Below are 16,901 nucleotides of genomic sequence, written 5' to 3'. Positions count from 1 at the left end.
CACCCTCTCCCGCGAGCGGCCCCCGCGTATATCCGTCACGACACCCATGTCGTCACCGTACGGCTGGATGGGACGATGCGGACTTGACAAGTCTGATGATCGGCACCGCTCACCAGGCTGACAAAGCTTGATAAAAACAGCTAACCAGACAAACAGTACGACCAGACGAACAAGGGGAAGCAACGTGTCAGCTCCGCGCCTGAAGGCGACGCCACTACCGGGTATCGGGGTCCAGTACGACCTGGAGACCCGGGAGCACCGCCATCTGTCGGTGGTGGCGCACCGCGACGGCACCCGCACGGTGAACGTGTACCGGTCCGACGATCCCGACTCCTGCGCCCAGTCCCTGAAGCTGACCAGCTCGGAGGCCGGCTCGCTGATCGACGCGCTGAAGCCGTCCCACCACAGCCCGAGCCTGCTCTACACCACGGACCTGGGGCTGGTCGCCGAGCGGATCGAGGTGGCCGCGACCTCGCGCTGGAACGGCCGGGTGCTGGGCGACATGCGGATGCGGACGGAGACGGGCGCGTCGGTGGTGGCCGTGCTGCGCCGCGCCGAGGCCATCCCGTCGCCGACGCCGGACTTCCGGCTGGCGGGCGGAGACACGCTGATCGTCGTCGGCACCCGTGAGGGCGTCGACGCGGCCGCGACCATACTCGGGCGGGAGTGAGCCGTTGCACTCCGCGGTTCTGCTCATCGAGTTCGGTTCCATCATTCTCGGCCTCGGCCTGCTCGGCCGGTTCGCCGCCCGGTTCCGGCTCTCCCCGATCCCCCTGTACCTCCTGGCCGGTCTGGCCTTCGGCGAGGGGGGTCTGCTGCCGCTCGGCGCGAGCGAGGAGTTCGTCGCCACGGGTGCGGAGATCGGCGTCATCCTGCTGCTGTTGATGCTCGGCCTGGAGTACACGGCGAGCGATCTGGTCTCCAATCTCAAGACCCACTATCCGTCCGGTCTGGTCGACTGCGCCCTCAACGCGCTGCCCGGGGCGGCCGTGGCGCTGCTGCTGGGCTGGGGCCCGGTGGCCGCCGTCGTACTGGCCGGTGTCACCTGGATCTCGTCGTCCGGCGTGATCGCGAAGGTGCTGGGCGATCTGGGCCGGGTCGGTAACCGTGAGACACCGGTGATCCTCAGCGTGCTGGTGCTGGAGGACCTGGCGATGGCGGTGTACCTGCCCATCGTCACCGCCCTGGTGGCGGGGGTCGGTCTGATGGCCGGGAGCGTGACCCTGGCGATCGCGCTGGGCGCGGCCGGGCTCGTGCTCTTCCTTGCCGTGCGCTACGGCAGGCTCATCTCGCGGTTCGTCTCCAGCGACGACCCGGAGAAGCTGCTGCTGGTCGTGCTGGGTCTGACGATCCTGGTCGCGGGCGTCGCACAGCAGCTCCAGGTCTCGGCGGCGGTCGGGGCCTTCCTGGTGGGCATCGCCCTGTCCGGGGAGGTCGCGGAGGGTGCGCACACCCTGCTGAGTCCCCTGCGTGACCTGTTCGCGGCGGTCTTCTTCGTCTTCTTCGGGCTGCACACCGACCCGTCGAGCATCCCGCCCGTTCTGCTGCCCGCGCTCGGCCTTGCCGTCGTCACCGCGCTGACGAAGATCGCCTCCGGATACTGGGCGGCCCGGCGTGCCGGGATCTCCGTCAAGGGTCGCTGGCGTACGGGTGGCGCGCTGGTGGCACGCGGCGAGTTCTCGATCGTCATCGCCGGGCTGGCGGTCTCGGCCGGTATCGAACCGTCCCTCGGCCCCCTGGCCACGGCCTACGTGCTGATTCTGGTCGTGCTGGGTCCGCTCACCGCGCGTTACACCGAGCCGGTGGCGACCTGGTGGACCGGACGCCGCGAGCCGCGCCCCGCGGAGCCGGCCCCCAGGGCGGCCGAGGCCGAGGCACCGGTCGCGGACTGAGGCGCCGGGCGCGGGGTGAGGGGGGGGTGAGGCGGGGGCCGGGCCGGGCCGGGGTTTCGGGGGTGGGTCTCCGGACGCGGCTTTAGGGCGCCGGGCTTCCGCGCCCCGGGCTTCCGGTCCCGGCCTTCGGGCGTCAGCCTGCGGGCTTCGGGTTCGGGTTCGGGTTCGGGTGCCAGGCTTCGCGCTTCGCGCCGAGGGAGCGTGAGCCTGGCAACCCGAGTCCCACCCAAGGAGCCCGAGTCCCAGCCGGGGACGGCCCGGCGCATCCCCCCAGGTCAGGCACCCCCGCCCGGTGTCCACCCCTGTCTGCGCAGCACTCCCGGCACGTCCGGGGCCTCGTAGTGCTCCCCCTTGAGGACCTTGCCGTCCTCGCGGCGGGAGACCGAGCCGTCGGGGCCGAGCTTCGTCATGTTGGAGCGGTGGACCTCGGCGAGCACCGCGTCCAGGTCTATGCCGTGCACCAGGGCCGTGCCGTAGGCGACGTAGACCACGTCCGCCAGCTCGTGGGCGAGCCGGTCGAGCGGGCCCCGCACCGACACCTCCGCCACCTCGGCGGCCTCCTCCGCGAGAAGCTCGCCCCGGTGAGCGGCGAGTTCCGGGGAGACCTCCGTCGGCGTACTGCGGGCGTCCAGGCCGAAGGCGCGGTGGAATTCACGGACCAGGTCGGCGGGCGAAGAGCTCATGAGGGCGACTGTAGTGGCGGCCACTGACACTCCCCCCGCCCTCATCCTGTGACCCCTGCCCTGGTCAGAGGGGCACCCCGGCTGGCAGGATCGCCCGCATGTCCAGAACGCTCCCCCGGCTCGGCAGGCGCGGGGCCGTGCAGGGCGGCACCGCCGCCCTCGTGGTCCTCGGCCTGCTGCTGTGGTGGCTGCGCCCCTGGGCCGAGGAACCACCGAGCGGCACCATCACGTTCAGCACGGGCACCCGCGCCGGGGTCTACCACGAGTACGGCGAACTCCTGCGCACCGAGATCGACAAGGACATGCCCGATCTGAAGGTCCGGCTGCTGACCAGCGCCGGCTCGCAGGAGAACGTCACCGACGTGGCGACCGGCAAGGTCGACTTCGCCATCGCCGCGGCCGACGCGATCGCCACCTACAAACTCGACAACGCCCCGGGCGCCGACCGGCTGCGCGGCCTCGCCCGGCTCTACGACGACTACGTCCAGCTCGTCGTGCCGCCGGACTCGGACATCCGCTCCGTCTCCGACCTGCGGGGCAAGCGCGTCGCCATAGGGCTGCCCGACTCCGGCGTACGGCTGATAGCCAACGGTGTGCTCAGGGCGGCCGGCATCGACCCTGAGAAGGACATCCAGCCCTCCTCGGACGGCATCGACACCGGTCCCAAGCGGCTGGGGCACGGCCTCGACGCGTTCTTCTGGTCGGGCGGACTGCCCACGGACGGGCTCAGCCGGCCGGCCAAGAAGTCGCCATCGGCCTTCCGGTTCGTGCCGATCGACGCCCGGCTGGTGGCCAAGCTGCACGACCAGGGCGGCGCCACGCGCTACTACCGAGCCACCAAGATGCCGGAGTCGGCCTACCCCACGATCCAGCGCGGTCACGCCGTGCCGACCCTGGCGGTGTCGAACGTGCTGCTCACCCGCAGCGACATGGATCCCCGGCTCACCGAATGGCTGACCCGCACGGTGCTCGACAGCCGGGACCTCATCGGCGCGACCGTCCACTCCGCCCAGCTGGTCGACGTCCGTACGGCGATCTACACCGACCCGCTGCAACTGCATGCGGGCGCCCAGCGCTACTACCAGTCGGTCAAGCCGTAGCGCGCCGGGCTGTTGCGGTCGCCTTGTTGTCAGGCCGTGGGTTTCGACCTCGGCACCGACACCGTGACCTCCAGTCCGTTCGGCTCATGACGGCCGTAGGCGATCGAACCGCCGCCCGCCGCGAGCAGGGCCCGGGAGATGGACAGCCCGAGGCCTGAGCCCTTGATGTTCTGATGCCGGCCGCTGCGCCAGAACCGGTCGCCGACGCGGGCCAGCTCCTCGTCGGTGAGACCCGGACCCTGGTCGGTGACCACGACGGTGGAGGTGTCGCCGTAGGAGGCGACGGTCACCTCGACGGTCCGGTCCTCGGGCGTGAACTTCACCGCGTTGTCGATGACCGCGTCCAGCGCGCTGGACAGCGCGACCGGGTCCGCCCACGCCGTCGTCGGCGGGCAGTCCCCCACCAGCCGCACGCCCTTGGCCTCGGCGGTCGGGGCCCAGGCCGCGAGGCGCTCGGCCGCGAGCTCGCCGATGTCGGTGATCTTCAGATCCGCCTCGGTGTGCTCGGCCAGCGCCAGGTCGAGCAGGTCGTCCAGGACCTGCGCGAGGCGCTTGCCCTCGGCCTGGACCGAGGCGATCTCCTTGTTGCCCTCGGGCAGCTCGAAGGAGAGCAGCTCGATGCGCAGCAGCAGCGCCGCGAGGGGGTTGCGCAGCTGGTGCGAGGCGTCGGCGACGAAGGCACGCTGCTGCTCCAGCACGTCCTCGACGTTGTCCGCCATCTCGTTGAACGACCGGGCCAGCCGCTGGAGTTCCGGCGGCCCGCCGGCGGCGGCCACCCGCGACTTGAGGCGCCCGGTGGCGATGTCGTGGGTGGTGGCGTCCAGCACCCGTACGGGCTTGAGCACCCAGCCGGTCAGCCGCAGTGCGGCCCCGACGGCCAGCAGCATCGCGGCGAACTCGCCCGCGCCGATGACCAGCCAGCCGTGCAGGGTGCGGGAGCGCAGCTGTCCGGTGGGCGAGTCGGTGACGACGACCGCGACGACGTCCCCGTCCCGGATGACCGGCGACGCCACCACGAGGTTGCGGCGCTGCCAGGGCCACACCTGCTGCGGGTCGTGGCTGCGGCGGCTGAGCAGCGCCTCGTCGAACGCGTCCCGTACCTCGCCCTGCTTCGGCAGCGACCACTTGGGCGGGGCGTGGGCCATGGCACTGCCGTTGCGGTAGAAGACCCCGGACCGGATGCCGTAGACGTCGTAGTAGCTGGTCAGCTCGCTGCTGAGGGTGGCCAGGCGTTCGTTCTCGAACGCGCCCTCGGTCCCCTCGGGCGAGTCGGTGACGAACTGGGCGAGGGCGGCGAAGCGGGCGGTGTCGTCTATCCGGTCGACGACGACCTTCTGCTGCTGCGCCCCGGCCAGGCTCACCGCGAGCGGGACACCGAGCGCGAGCAGCACGGCCGCCATCAGGATGATGAGCAGCGGGAGCAGGCGAGTGCGCACCCGGCCCCGCTACCCGGCAGGCGCGACGAGCCGGTAGCCGACTCCGCGTACGGTCTCGATGAGGGCCGGCATGCGCAGCTTGGCGCGCAGGGACGCCACATGCACCTCAAGGGTGCGCCCGGTCCCCTCCCAGCTCGTCTGCCACACCTCGCTGATGATCTGCTCGCGGCGGAAGACCACCCCGGGCCGTTGTGCGAGCAGGGCCAGCAGGTCGAACTCCTTGCGCGTCAGCTGGATCACCGCCCCGTCCACGCTGACCCGGCGGTTGGGCAGCTCGATGTGCACCGGGCCGAGCCGCAGCTCGGTCTCGATGCCGCTGGAGGTGTCCTCGTGGGAGGTGCGCCGGCTCACGGCGTGGATACGGGCGAGCAGCTCGCCGGTGTCGTAGGGCTTGACCACGTAATCGTCGGCGCCGAGGTTGAGACCGTGGATGCGGGAGCGCACGTCGGAGCGGGCGGTCACCATGATCACCGGGGTGCTGGTGCGCTTGCGGATCTTGCCGCAGACCTCGTATCCGTCCTGGTCGGGCAGGCCCAGGTCGAGGAGGACGACGCCGAAGCAGTCACTCTCGGGGACGAGGGCCTGGAGGGCCTCCTCACCGCTGCGCGCGTGCGTGACGTCGAACCCGTGCCGCGCCAGAATCGCCGACAGGGCGGCGGCGACGTGGTTGTCGTCCTCGACGAGCAGCAGTCTCATCCGGTCCCCCTTCGGTTCATCGGCCGTACGATCTGGGTGTGTACAAAAAGTGTGCACGCGCGCGCGTGCACCCTGTGCAGTCACGCTGATGGATGAGGACGGCGTCAAGAGGGTTCCGGTTGCGGAACGCTTCCGTTACCCGGCCGATATGAGCGCTGCTCATAAGTGCTACGACACGTGTCCGATTGCTATCGGATCGTGATGCTCAGATTCCCCTCAGATGTAATGACGCAGGTCGTAGAGGGTAACTACTGTCCTCCGAAACCGAGGAGGACGGAGCCTAAGAGCGATGACCGAAGTATCGGTGGCCAAGGAAGATGTGGCCGCGACCGGAGAACTGGTCGTCCTGAAGAGCGTCAACAAGCACTTCGGCGCGTTGCACGTACTCCAGGACATCGACCTGACGATCGCCCGCGGTGAAGTCGTCGTGGTCATCGGGCCCTCCGGGTCCGGCAAGTCCACCCTGTGCCGCACCATCAACCGCCTGGAGACGACCGACTCCGGCACGATCACGATCGACGGCAAGCCCCTGCCCGCCGAGGGCAAGGAGCTGGCCAAGCTCCGCGCCGATGTCGGCATGGTCTTCCAGTCCTTCAACCTCTTCGCGCACAAGACCGTGCTCGAGAACGTGATGCTCGGCCAGATCAAGGTCCGCAAGAAGGACAAGAAGACGGCCGAGGAGCGGGCCCGCGCCCTGCTCGACCGGGTCGGTGTGGGCGCGCAGGCCGAGAAGTACCCGGCACAGCTCTCCGGCGGCCAGCAGCAGCGGGTCGCGATCGCCCGGGCGCTGGCCATGGAGCCGAAGGTGATGCTCTTCGACGAGCCGACCTCCGCGCTCGACCCCGAGATGATCAACGAGGTGCTGGAGGTCATGCAGCAGCTCGCCCGCGACGGCATGACCATGATCGTCGTCACGCATGAGATGGGTTTCGCACGATCGGCCGCAAACCGCGTGGTGTTCATGGCGGACGGCCGCATCGTCGAGGAGGCTGCGCCCGACCAGTTCTTCAGCAATCCGCGCAGCGACCGTGCCAAGGACTTCCTGTCGAAGATCCTGCACCACTGACGGCGCGGGTCGCGTCCGACGCGCCTCCTGAGTCGTCGCCCGCCCGTTGAGGGCTCGCATCTCTTCACCAGTCAAAGGATGTTCATCATGAAGCTCCGCAAGGTCACCGCCGCCTCGGCCACCGTCTTCGCTCTCGCCCTCACCGCCACCGCGTGCGGCGGCGACAGTGACAGCGACAGCGGTTCGGACGGCGGTGGCAAGACGATCACCGTCGGCATCAAGTTCGACCAGCCCGGCCTCGGCCAGAAGACGCCGCAGGGTTACGCCGGCTTCGACGTCGACGTCGCCACGTACGTCGCGAAGAAGCTGGGTTACAACGAGGACCAGATCGAGTGGAAGGAAGCGAAGAGCGCCGACCGCGAGACCATGCTCCAGCGCGGTGACGTCGACTTCATCGCGGCGACCTACTCGATCACCCCGGAGCGCCAGGAGAAGGTCGACTTCGCCGGTCCTTACCTGCTGGCTCACCAGGATGTTCTGGTTCGGGCGGATGACAACTCGATCAAGTCGCCGGCGGACCTCAACAACAAGAAGCTCTGCTCGGTGACAGGCTCGACCTCGGCGCAGAACGTCAAGGAGAAGCTGGCTCCCAAGGCCGACCTCCAGCAGTACCCGACGTACTCGGCCTGCCTGAGTGGCCTGCAGAACAAGGCGATCGACGCGCTGACCACCGACGACTCGATCCTCGCCGGTTACGCCGCCCAGTCACAGTTCAAGGGCAAGTTCAAGCTCGGCGGCTTCAAGATGACCAACGAGAACTACGGCATCGGCGTCAAGAAGGGCAGCGACCTGAAGGACGACATCAACAAGGCCCTCGAGGCCATGGTCGCCGACAAGGCCTGGCAGGAGGCCGTGGACAAGAACCTGGGCCCGGCGAACTACCAGAACGAGCCCGCGCCGAAGATCGGCGACATCAAGAGCTGACGCAACGGCTGAGGCCAAGCCTGACGGGTGCGCCGCCCTCCGGGGCGGCGCACCGGGGCATCCCTATACGCGGAAGCGCGGGAGATCGTGTTCGACTTTCTGAGTGACTACGACATCCTGGGAGCCTTCTGGACGACCGTGCAGCTCGCCCTGCTCTCGGCCGTCGGCTCCCTGATCTGGGGCACCCTGCTGGCTGCCATGCGCGTTGGTCCGGTACCGCTGATGCGCGGTTTCGGGACCGCCTACGTGAACATCGTGCGGAACATCCCACTGACCGTGATCATCCTGTTCGCCTCGCTGGGGCTCTACCAGACATTGGGCGTCAACCTCGGCGCCGACAGGACTGAGTCGATCAACTTCCGGCTCGCTGTGCTCGGTCTGATCGTCTACACCTCGGCCTTCGTATGCGAGGCGCTCAGGTCCGGCATCAACACGGTGCCGGTCGGCCAAGCGGAAGCGGCCCGCGCCATCGGTCTGAGCTTCTCGCAGGTGTTGAGGCTGGTCGTGCTCCCCCAGGCGTTTCGCTCGACGGTGGGTCCGCTGACGAACGTCCTGATCGCGTTGACCAAGAACACCACGGTGGCCGCTGCGATCGGTGTGGCGGAAGCAGCGTTGCTGATGAAGGAGATGATCGAGAACGAGGCGCAACTGTTGCTGATCTCGGCGATCTTCGCCTTCGGTTTCGTGTGCCTGACGCTGCCGACCGGTCTGATTCTCGGCTGGGTGGGCAAGAAGGTAGCGGTGAAGCGATGAGTTCCGTTCTCTACGACGCCCAAGGCCCCCGAGCCAAGCGGCGCAATATCCTGTTCACGGTGCTCTTCCTGCTGGCCTTGGCGGGCTTGCTGTGGTGGGTGTACGGCACCCTCAAGGACAAGGGCCAGCTGGAGTGGGTGCTGTGGGAGCCCTTCTTCACCAGCTTCGAGCCTTGGTCGACATACATCTGGCCGGGCCTGCAGAACACACTCAAGGCCGCGGCCCTTGCCATGATCATCGCGCTGCCGCTCGGCGCGGTCTTCGGCATTGCCCGGTTGTCCGAGCACGCCTGGATCCGTGTGCCTGCCGGAATCGTGGTGGAGTTCTTCAGGGCCATTCCTGTGCTGATCCTGATGATCTTCGGGCTCGCACTATTCGCCGAGTACACGAACGTTTCGTCCGACGACCGTCCGCTCTACGCGGTCGTGACGGGTCTTGTGCTGTACAACGCTGCCGTCCTCGCGGAGATCGTTCGGGCGGGCATCCTGTCCCTCCCGAAGGGTCAGTCTGAGGCGGCCATGGCGATCGGTCTGCGCAAGGGCCAAGAGATGCGGCTCATCCTGCTGCCGCAGGCGGTCACCGCGATGCTGCCGGCCATCGTCAGCCAGATGGTCGTGATCGTGAAGGACACTGCCCTCGGTGGCGCGGTCCTCACCTTCCCCGAACTGCTCGCCTCGGCGAACACGATGAGCGGCTACTACGGCGCGAACGTCCTCGCCAGCTTCACCGTGGTGGCCGTCATCTTCATCGCGCTCAACTTCGCCCTCACCTCGTTCGCGAGCTGGCTGGAGCGGCGGCTGCGGCGCGCCAAGAAGTCGACGGGCGCGGTCGTGGGCCCGAACGACGCGGAGGTCGCCGGCACGGCGGGTACCGGTGCCGGAGGCACCCTCTGACACACGATCACCTCACGTGACACACTCAGGGGCAGTGGCATGATCGCCACTGCCCCTGGTCACTTGACGCAAGCACCGGCAATAGGTTGCATACGTTCTGTGATCGTGCACCCTGCTCCACCTTCCTGTTCACCTACGTCTCTCAGGACACCACCGCGGGCAGGGGGCGCCTCGCCGTGGACCCGGTGATCATCGTCGGAGCGGGGCCCGTCGGGCTCACGCTCGCCCTGGCGCTGGCGCGTCAGGAGGTGCCGTGCGTCGTCCTCGACGAGGGCCCGGGCAAAGACGAACCCCGCGCTGCACGCACCGTCGTTCTGCGCGAGGACACCGCCGCCCTGATGGAACGGCTGACCGGCATGTCCCTCGTCCAGGCCGGTGCGCACTGGGCCGGATGGCGGTCGATGCGGCGCAGGCAGGTGATGCGCGAGGTCGTTTTCGACGGCGCCGAGCCGGCTCCCCTGCACATCGCCCAGCACGTACTGACCGGCGCCCTGCGCGCGGCCCTCGCGGACGAACGGCTCGTCAGAATCGCGGTGGACAGCCGCCTCGACGGCCTCGAACAGGAGTCCTCCGGCGTCACGGCCCACACCCGCGGCCCTAAGGGCACCTGGTGGCGCGGCAGTTATCTGGTCGGTTGCGACGGGCCCCGCTCGACCGTGCGCAAGATCCAGGACATCCGCTTCCCGGGCCGTACGGCGGTGGAACGTCACGCCGTCGCCGCGCTCCGTACGGAACTGCCCTGGCACGACGCGGCGTTGCTGCACCGCCAGCCGCCCTGGCGCATGTCCGGGCCCTCGGCCGGTGAGGTCACCGCGCGCCCGCTGCCGGACGGCGTCTGGCGCCTGGACTGGCTGCTGCCCCCCGGCAAGGACCTGGTCACCCCCGAGCTGCTGCTCACCCGCATCCGGGAGACCCTGGCCGGCTGGGCGGGCGGTACGGTCCCGCCGTACGAGCTGCTGGACACCGGTGTCCACACCGTCCATCACCGGCTGGCCCGTCGCTGGCGCGCCGACCGCGTGTTCCTCGCCGGGGACGCGGCCCACCTGCTCGGCACGCTCGGCACGCACGGCCTGGACGAGGGCCTGCGGGACGCCGACAACCTCGCCTGGAAACTGGCCCTGGCCTGGCACCACGGGCCGCACGAGGCTCTCCTCGACAGCTACCAGACGGAACGCCGGGCGGTCGTCGCCGCCCGGCTCCGTGCGGCCGACCAGGCGCTGCCGCTGCTGCGCGGCGGCGGAGGGCTGCGCTCCGTCGTCCCCGGCTCGTCCCGGGGCCACGACGCTCTCCTCACGGAGGGTCACTTGGGGCAGGGGCCGCTCGGCGCGCCGGGGGCGTACGCCGACTCGCCGCTCGCGCCCGCACGCCTCGACGGGGAGGTGCCGGTCGACACGCCCCTCGGCACACCGGTCACCGATGTGCGGGTGACCGCGGAGGACGGCACCTTCGTACGGCTGCGGGACCGGCTCGGCCGCGGTGCGCTGCTCGTGGTGCTGATCGCGCCGGGCACGGGTGTCTGGGAGCGCAAGCACTGGGTCAGCGCGGGCATCATGCCGCAGCTCGCGGCGGCGGTCGCGGCGCTTCCGCACCCGGCCGAGCTGCTCGTCGCCGAGAGGTATCCGGGTGCGGCCGCCCACACGGTGCTGCTGGTGCGCCCCGACGGTCACCTCGTGACCGCACTGAGCGGGGTGCGCCCGGCCGAGCTGTACGCGGCGGCGGAGGCCACGGTCGGCGGCCCGGTGAAAGCGCAGGCGGAGGCCGGTGCTTCGGCCGGTTCGCGCTGACGTACTCCCCCGGTTCGCGATGACATCCTCCCCGCGGTGGTGTCGTGCTCACTGTCACGGTGCGTCCGCATGGTGACAGTGAGTTGACCCGCCCTGGCGGCCATGGTGTACTCCGGTCCGTGACCGACACCTGTGTGCGCCTGTGGCGGAGGGTCCATATGGACCTCCTCCGCTATGCGGGCTGCGTGTGTCGCCCGTCCTGCTGACTTCGTATTCCCCTCCTCGCCGCGCGCGCCGCGCACTGTCCGCCGGCTGCCGCGCCTTGTTCGCGAACCCTCATCAGGACCTTCAGGACGGCACCCGTGTCTGTATCCCCTTCTGCGACGCCCTCCGCGACTCCCTACGCGGCCCCACCTGTGACCCCTTCGGTCCCGGCCGCGGGTCCGGCTCCGACCCAGGCCGACCTCTACGACTTCGTCCGGCGCACCGCCGCCGACACCGAGCTGATCGACTCCCTGCCACTCGACCCGGAGGGCCGCACCTGGGTGCGGCTGGACGGGCCCGGCGGCAGCGAGGCCTGGCTGATCGGTTGGCCGCCCGGCACGGGCACTGGCTGGCACGACCACGCCGACTCGGTCGGCGCCTTCCTGACCGCGTCGGGCGAGCTCAAGGAGAACTCCCTCGCCGCGCGGCTGCCCACCGACGGCTGGAAGACCCTGGAACTCGCCGGAGATGTGGACCGGGAACGCCGGCTGCGGGCCGGCCAGGGCCGCGCCTTCGGTCGGCACCATGTCCACGAGGTGCTCAACGAGTCGCCCGACCGGCACGCCGTTTCCGTGCACGCCTACTACCCGCCCCTGCCGCGGATCCGCCGCTACAGCCGCAGCGGGCCGGTCCTGCGACTCGAGCAGGTCGAACGACCGGAGGACTGGCAGTGAGCACCACACCCGGACCGGCAGGCAGCACCCCTCCGCCCCCCGTCGGCATCGACGCGCTGCTGGAGCGCGTCCGGGCGGGCTATGAGCGGATCGAGGCACGGGAGGCGTACGAGGCCGCCCGGGCGGGCGACGCGCTCCTGGTCGACATCCGCTACGCCGCCCTGCGTGAACGGGACGGCCTCATTCCCGGCGCCCATGTCGTCGAGCGCAACGAACTGGAATGGCGCCTCGACCCCCAGGGCAGCCACCGCCTCCCCGAGGCCACGAGCCACGCCCTGCGCGTCATCGTGATCTGCAACGAGGGCTACGCGTCCAGTCTGGCGGCCCAGTCCCTGCACCAGCTGGGCCTGCACCGGGCCTCGGACCTGGTCGGAGGGTTCCAGGCTTGGCGCGAGGCGGGGTTGCCGGTGGAGTGAGATCACCCGCGGAGTGCCTCTCCGGTTGAGTGAGTTCCCGGTGACGGTGGAGTTGTCTCCCCGGTGGAGTGGGTTCTCCGGTGGCGGTGGAGTTGTCTCCCCGGTGGAGTGGGTTCTCCGGTGAAGTGAGTTCTCCGGTGGCGTTGGCTCTGCGGGGTGCCTCGCTCCCGCTTTAGAATCCCTCGTCCCCGAGGAACTCCGTGTCCTCCCCTTCCTCCTCCAGTGCTTGCCGGACCACCCTGAGAGCCATGCCCTCGGGGTAGCCCTTGCGGGCGAGCATGCCCGCGAGGCGCCGGAGGCGTTTGTCGCGGTCGAGTCCGCGCGTGGAGCGGAGCTTGCGTGCGACGAGCTCACGCGCGGTCTCCTCCTCCTGCTCGGAGTCGAGCTGGGAGACGGCCTCGTCGATCAGCGTGGAGTCGACGCCCTTGGTTCGCAGCTCCCGGGCCAGCGCGCGCCGGGCCAGCCCTCTGCCGTGGTGCCGGGACTCCACCCAGGCGTCGGCGAAAGCACCGTCGTTGATGAGGCCGACCTCTTCGAACCGCGACAGCACCTCCTCGGCGGCGTCATCCGGGATCTGGCGTTTGCGCAGGGCGTCGGCGAGCTGCTTGCGGGTCCGCGGGGTCCCGGTGAGCAGACGCAGGCAGATCGCCCGAGCCCGCTCGACCGGGTCCCCTGGAGGTGCCTCCTGCTCGGCCCTCGACGAGGAGAAGGCGCCTCCGTCCTCGGTGTCAGCCGCCGTCTCGCCGAAGTCACGCCGACGACGACCGCGCCTGCCGCCACGCGGCCCGCCGCCACGCGAGCCGCCGCGGGGCCCTTCGTCACGGGGCGGCCCTCCACCACGGGAGCCGACTCTGGATGAGCCGACCCCGTGCAGCCCTGGATCGTCCCCGTCCCCGTGGTCGTACTCGTATGGCATGCCGCCGGGGACTTCCGCCCCGTCCACGGCGGAGTCCATGTCGCCTCCGGTGCCCCTTCCCCGTGGGACACCGGAGGCGGTGTACTCGTACTCCGCCCAGTCGGTTCGCCTCGTCACGGGTCAGCTCTTGGCTGCGGCGGCCTTGGACTTGGCGGTCTTGGCCGCTGCCGGGGCGGGGACGGCCGGGGCCGCGTCGGTCGGTGCGGAGGCCGCGGCGTCCGTGCCTGGCTCGGCGGCCGGCTCCTCGGGACGCACACCGACGCCCAGCTTCTCCTTGATTTTCTTCTCGATCTCGTTGGCCAGGTCGGGGTTGTCCTTCAGGAAGTTGCGCGCGTTCTCCTTGCCCTGGCCGAGCTGGTCGCCCTCGTACGTGTACCAGGCGCCGGCCTTGCGGACGAAGCCGTGCTCCACGCCCATGTCGATCAGGCCACCCTCGCGGCTGATGCCCTGGCCGTAGAGGATGTCGAACTCGGCCTGCTTGAAGGGCGGCGCGACCTTGTTCTTGACGACCTTGCACCGGGTGCGGTTGCCGACCGCCTCCGTGCCGTCCTTCAGGGTCTCGATGCGGCGGATGTCGATACGCACCGAGGCGTAGAACTTCAGCGCCCGGCCACCGGTCGTGGTCTCCGGGGAGCCGAACATCACGCCGATCTTCTCGCGGAGCTGGTTGATGAAGATCGCGGTGGTCTTGGACTGGTTGAGCGCGCTGGTGATCTTCCGCAGGGCCTGGCTCATCAGACGGGCCTGCAGACCGACGTGGCTGTCGCCCATCTCGCCCTCGATCTCCGCACGCGGGACGAGCGCGGCGACGGAGTCGATGACGATGAGGTCGAGGGCGCCGGAGCGGACCAGCATGTCCACGATCTCCAGGGCCTGCTCGCCGTTGTCCGGCTGGGAGAGGATGAGGTTGTCGATGTCGACGCCGAGCTTCTTCGCGTACTCGGGGTCGAGGGCGTGCTCCGCGTCGACGAAGGCCACCTGGCCTCCGGCCTTCTGCGCGTTCGCCACCGCGTGCAGGGTCAGGGTGGTCTTGCCGGAGGATTCCGGTCCGTAGATCTCGACGACACGGCCGCGCGGCAGACCGCCCACGCCGAGGGCCACGTCCAGGGCGGTGGACCCGGTCGAGATGACCTCGATGGGCTCATTGGTGCGGTCGCCCATGCGCATGACCGCGCCCTTGCCGAATTGCCGTTCAATCTGTGCGAGAGCGGCATCAAGGGCCTTCTCGCGGTCGGTTCCTGCCATGGGTTCCACCCGATTTGCTTGAGTCGATCGCTTCACGTCAAAGACGCTAACGCCTGCCACTGACAACGCGCCCCGACGCACGTCCGGCCTGTGGATAACTCGGGCATTTACCTACCCAAAGTACGTCGAAATGCCCTCCGTTGAGCTTCGCCGGCACCTCCATCAGAATGGATGTTCGATTTTCGTGTCAAGCGCACCACGCGGCACCGCCTACCCTGATCGCGGCGGCGCGCACTCAGGGGGAGAGACGGATGTGTCGGATCACCGCGGCGGGCAAGGAAGCCGCCGTCGCACGGTTCCTCCAAGAGTTCCCCCCGGCCTCGCGCACCGGATCGGATCACCCCGCGCTGCGCGGCTGCGACGACATCGTCTGGGCCGGCTTCCCCGAGTGCCCCGCCGGGGTCCCCGCCCTGCTGCGCGGCCTGCTCGATCCGCTCGCTGCGCGGGAGGCCGAGCGCGTGCTCTGCATCGTCCTGATGGACAGCCCGTTCAGCATGGGCCCGGCCATGCCGGCGGCCCTGCCGTTCCTGCTCCGTCTCGCCGCGGACCCGGCGGTGCCGGTGCGGGCCGAGCTGGTCGAGGTCCTGCTGGTCGTCGCGGAGCTCTCGCATCCCGTCGACGGAGGCAGTGAGCGGGCGGTCCGGTTCCTGGGCAGCGACCGCGACCACCCGGAACGCGCACTGTGCCGGGCCGTCTTCGCCGAGCACGCCGACGTGGTGCTCGGTCTGCTGGACGACCGGACACTGCCGGACGGGCTCATCCCGCCCGAGGAGCGGGCGAGCCTTCTGAAGGCGGCGACACCGTAGGAGCCCGCCGGCGCGAGCCCCCTCAACACGGGCCCCGCGACTCTGCCTCTCAGGAGGAGTTCCCCCCGGGCCCCTCCTCGGACCCGGACCCGGATCCAGACCCCGATCCGGACCCCGACCCCCCGTCTCCCCGTCGCTCCACCCCCGTTCGCCGCGCCCACAAGACCCTCGCACGCGTGAGCAGGCCCGCCTCTCCCTGTCCGCGGTGGCCGTGCACCCGGGGGTCGTCCGTGACGTCGTAGCGCTTCACGTACGCCCCCAGGAACGCCTGGAGCGTGGCGATGGCCGGGATGGCGATCAGCGCGCCGACGGCGCCGAGGAGGGCGGTGCCGGCGATGACCGAGCCGAAGGCGACGGCGGGGTGGATGTCGACGGTCTTGGAGGTCAGCTTGGGCTGCAGCACGTAGTTCTCGAACTGCTGGTAGACCACGACGAAGATCAGGACCCACAGCGCGTACCAGGGATCCACCGTGAACGCGATCAGCATGGGCAGGGCGCCCGCGAGATAGGTGCCGATGGTGGGGATGAACTGCGACACCAGGCCCACCCACACGGCGAGCACGGGCGCGTAGGGCACGTCGAGGGCCTGCAACAGGACGAAGTGCGCCGCACCGGAGATCAGTGCCATCAGGCCGCGGGAGTAGATGTAGCCGCCGGTCTTGTTCACGGCGATCTCCCACGCGCGCAGCACCTCGGCCTGGCGGGCGGGCGGCAGGACCGAGCAGATCGCGCGGCGCAGCCGGGGGCCGTCCGCGGCGAAGTAGAACGAGAACAGGGCGATCGTGAGCAGTTGGAAGAGGCCCCCGATGACCTGGGCGGACACGTCCAGGACGCCGGTGGCGCTGTTCTGGACGTAGTTGCGCAGCCAGTCCGAGCGGAGCAGGCCCTCCTGGATGTCGACGCGCTTCAGGTCGGTCCTGAAGTGCGTGTTGATCCAGTTGATGACGGAGTCGAGGTAGGCAGGGAAGCCCTCGATCAGCTTGATGAGCTGGTCCGCGAGTACGGAACCGAGCAGGGTGACGAAGCCGGCTGACGCGACCATCACGCCGATGAAGACGATGAACGTGGCCAGCCCTCTGCGCATGCCGCGTGAGGCCATCCAGCTCACCGCGGGTTCTATGGCGAGCGCCAGGAAGAACGCGATGAGGATGTTGATCAGCAGGCCGGTGAGCTGGTGGAAGGCCCAGCTGCCCAGCTGGAACGCGGCGACGAGAGCGAGTGCGAGCACCAGGGCGCGCGGCAGCCAGCGCGGCATGCGGCCGTTCGTCCCTGCCCCGTAGGCCGGGGGCCCGGCGGGCGGTGTCGTGCCGGAAGCGGAGGGCTGCGGGGCTGCCTGCCCGGTCTCGTCAGTGGGTGCCACGGTCCAAGTCTCGCCCACGCCACCGACAGCCGTCTGCCCGGCCACGATCTTCG

18 protein-coding genes are annotated in these 16,901 nt (G+C 69.8%); 12 read left to right on the top strand and 6 right to left on the bottom strand.

Annotation, left to right across the window (positions count from 1 at the left end; all coding sequences use genetic code 11):
* Window positions 1–184 precede the first annotated feature (184 nt).
* Complete coding sequence (locus tag ACFZDE_RS33055) at window positions 185–670, top strand: TrkA C-terminal domain-containing protein (RefSeq protein ID WP_391206286.1); 486 nt, start codon at window positions 185–187, stop codon at window positions 668–670.
* 4 nt (window positions 671–674) lie between these two features.
* Window positions 675–1,892: a cation:proton antiporter gene (locus tag ACFZDE_RS33050; RefSeq protein ID WP_391206283.1), complete on the top strand. Its 1,218-nt coding sequence runs from the start codon at window positions 675–677 to the stop codon at window positions 1,890–1,892.
* A 275-nt stretch (window positions 1,893–2,167) separates the two neighbouring features.
* On the opposite strand, the gene ACFZDE_RS33045 is transcribed toward ACFZDE_RS33050, so the two are convergent.
* Window positions 2,168–2,575, bottom strand: coding sequence for a MazG nucleotide pyrophosphohydrolase domain-containing protein (locus ACFZDE_RS33045; protein ID WP_390994851.1), 408 nt, complete (start codon window positions 2,573–2,575; stop codon window positions 2,168–2,170).
* 98 nt (window positions 2,576–2,673) lie between these two features.
* On the opposite strand from ACFZDE_RS33045, the gene ACFZDE_RS33040 reads away from it, so the two are divergent.
* Complete coding sequence (locus tag ACFZDE_RS33040) at window positions 2,674–3,675, top strand: TAXI family TRAP transporter solute-binding subunit (protein ID WP_390994853.1); 1,002 nt, start codon at window positions 2,674–2,676, stop codon at window positions 3,673–3,675.
* A 29-nt stretch (window positions 3,676–3,704) separates the two neighbouring features.
* Here ACFZDE_RS33040 and ACFZDE_RS33035 read toward each other — a convergent pair whose 3' ends face one another.
* Entirely contained in the window at window positions 3,705–5,111 is a 1,407-nt protein-coding gene (locus ACFZDE_RS33035) for an ATP-binding protein (RefSeq protein ID WP_391206279.1), read from the bottom strand.
* 9 nt (window positions 5,112–5,120) lie between these two features.
* Window positions 5,121–5,807 carry a response regulator gene (locus tag ACFZDE_RS33030; RefSeq protein WP_391206276.1) on the bottom strand — a complete coding sequence of 229 codons (687 nt, stop codon included), beginning with the start codon at window positions 5,805–5,807 and terminating at the stop codon, window positions 5,121–5,123.
* A 289-nt stretch (window positions 5,808–6,096) separates the two neighbouring features.
* Between ACFZDE_RS33030 and ACFZDE_RS33025 the strand changes: the two genes are divergently transcribed.
* From ACFZDE_RS33025 to ACFZDE_RS32990, 8 genes are all read left to right on the top strand, one after another.
* A complete protein-coding gene (locus ACFZDE_RS33025) occupies window positions 6,097–6,873 on the top strand; it encodes an amino acid ABC transporter ATP-binding protein (protein WP_033308289.1) in 777 nt (258 codons plus the stop codon).
* Window positions 6,874–6,960: 87 nt separating this feature from the next.
* Window positions 6,961–7,797 carry a transporter substrate-binding domain-containing protein gene (locus tag ACFZDE_RS33020; RefSeq protein ID WP_390994861.1) on the top strand — a complete coding sequence of 279 codons (837 nt, stop codon included), beginning with the start codon at window positions 6,961–6,963 and terminating at the stop codon, window positions 7,795–7,797.
* Between the two features lie 87 nt (window positions 7,798–7,884).
* A complete protein-coding gene (locus tag ACFZDE_RS33015) occupies window positions 7,885–8,550 on the top strand; it encodes an ABC transporter permease subunit (RefSeq protein ID WP_391206273.1) in 666 nt (221 codons plus the stop codon).
* Complete coding sequence (locus tag ACFZDE_RS33010; protein WP_391206645.1) at window positions 8,547–9,443, top strand: ABC transporter permease subunit; 897 nt, start codon at window positions 8,547–8,549, stop codon at window positions 9,441–9,443. The genes ACFZDE_RS33015 and ACFZDE_RS33010 overlap by 4 nt, the downstream gene beginning before the upstream one ends.
* 176 nt (window positions 9,444–9,619) lie before the next feature.
* Entirely contained in the window at window positions 9,620–11,227 is a 1,608-nt protein-coding gene (locus ACFZDE_RS33005) for an FAD-dependent monooxygenase (protein WP_391206270.1), read from the top strand.
* A 44-nt stretch (window positions 11,228–11,271) separates the two neighbouring features.
* Window positions 11,272–11,433 (top strand): putative leader peptide, encoded by a 162-nt coding sequence (locus tag ACFZDE_RS33000; RefSeq protein WP_391206267.1) that lies wholly within the window; start codon window positions 11,272–11,274, stop codon window positions 11,431–11,433.
* Window positions 11,434–11,583: 150 nt separating this feature from the next.
* A complete protein-coding gene (locus ACFZDE_RS32995) occupies window positions 11,584–12,105 on the top strand; it encodes a cysteine dioxygenase (protein ID WP_391206263.1) in 522 nt (173 codons plus the stop codon).
* On the top strand, window positions 12,102–12,521 hold the full coding sequence (locus tag ACFZDE_RS32990; protein WP_391206260.1) for a rhodanese-like domain-containing protein: 420 nt from the start codon (window positions 12,102–12,104) through the stop codon (window positions 12,519–12,521). The genes ACFZDE_RS32995 and ACFZDE_RS32990 overlap by 4 nt, the downstream gene beginning before the upstream one ends.
* 172 nt (window positions 12,522–12,693) lie before the next feature.
* Here the strand turns inward: ACFZDE_RS32990 and recX are convergent, their stop codons facing one another.
* Window positions 12,694–13,554, bottom strand: a complete 861-nt coding sequence (gene recX / locus ACFZDE_RS32985; RefSeq protein ID WP_391206256.1) for a recombination regulator RecX — start codon at window positions 13,552–13,554, stop codon at window positions 12,694–12,696.
* Between the two features lie 3 nt (window positions 13,555–13,557).
* Window positions 13,558–14,682, bottom strand: a complete 1,125-nt coding sequence (recA, locus tag ACFZDE_RS32980) for a recombinase RecA (RefSeq protein WP_391206253.1) — start codon at window positions 14,680–14,682, stop codon at window positions 13,558–13,560.
* A 251-nt stretch (window positions 14,683–14,933) separates the two neighbouring features.
* On the opposite strand from recA, the gene ACFZDE_RS32975 reads away from it, so the two are divergent.
* Window positions 14,934–15,488, top strand: coding sequence for a hypothetical protein (locus ACFZDE_RS32975; protein WP_391206248.1), 555 nt, complete (start codon window positions 14,934–14,936; stop codon window positions 15,486–15,488).
* A gap of 49 nt (window positions 15,489–15,537) precedes the next feature.
* Here ACFZDE_RS32975 and ACFZDE_RS32970 read toward each other — a convergent pair whose 3' ends face one another.
* The gene (locus ACFZDE_RS32970) at window positions 15,538–16,848 is read right to left on the bottom strand and encodes an AI-2E family transporter (protein ID WP_391206245.1); all 1,311 of its coding nucleotides are present in this window, start codon (window positions 16,846–16,848) and stop codon (window positions 15,538–15,540) included.
* Window positions 16,849–16,901: the final 53 nt, after the last annotated feature.

It is taken from the genome of Streptomyces sp. NPDC007929 (assembly GCF_042959065.1).
GTDB lineage: Bacteria > Actinomycetota > Actinomycetes > Streptomycetales > Streptomycetaceae > Streptomyces.
The sequence above is the reverse complement of the archived record's forward strand: the minus strand, read 5'-3'. Positions and strand labels throughout refer to the sequence as shown.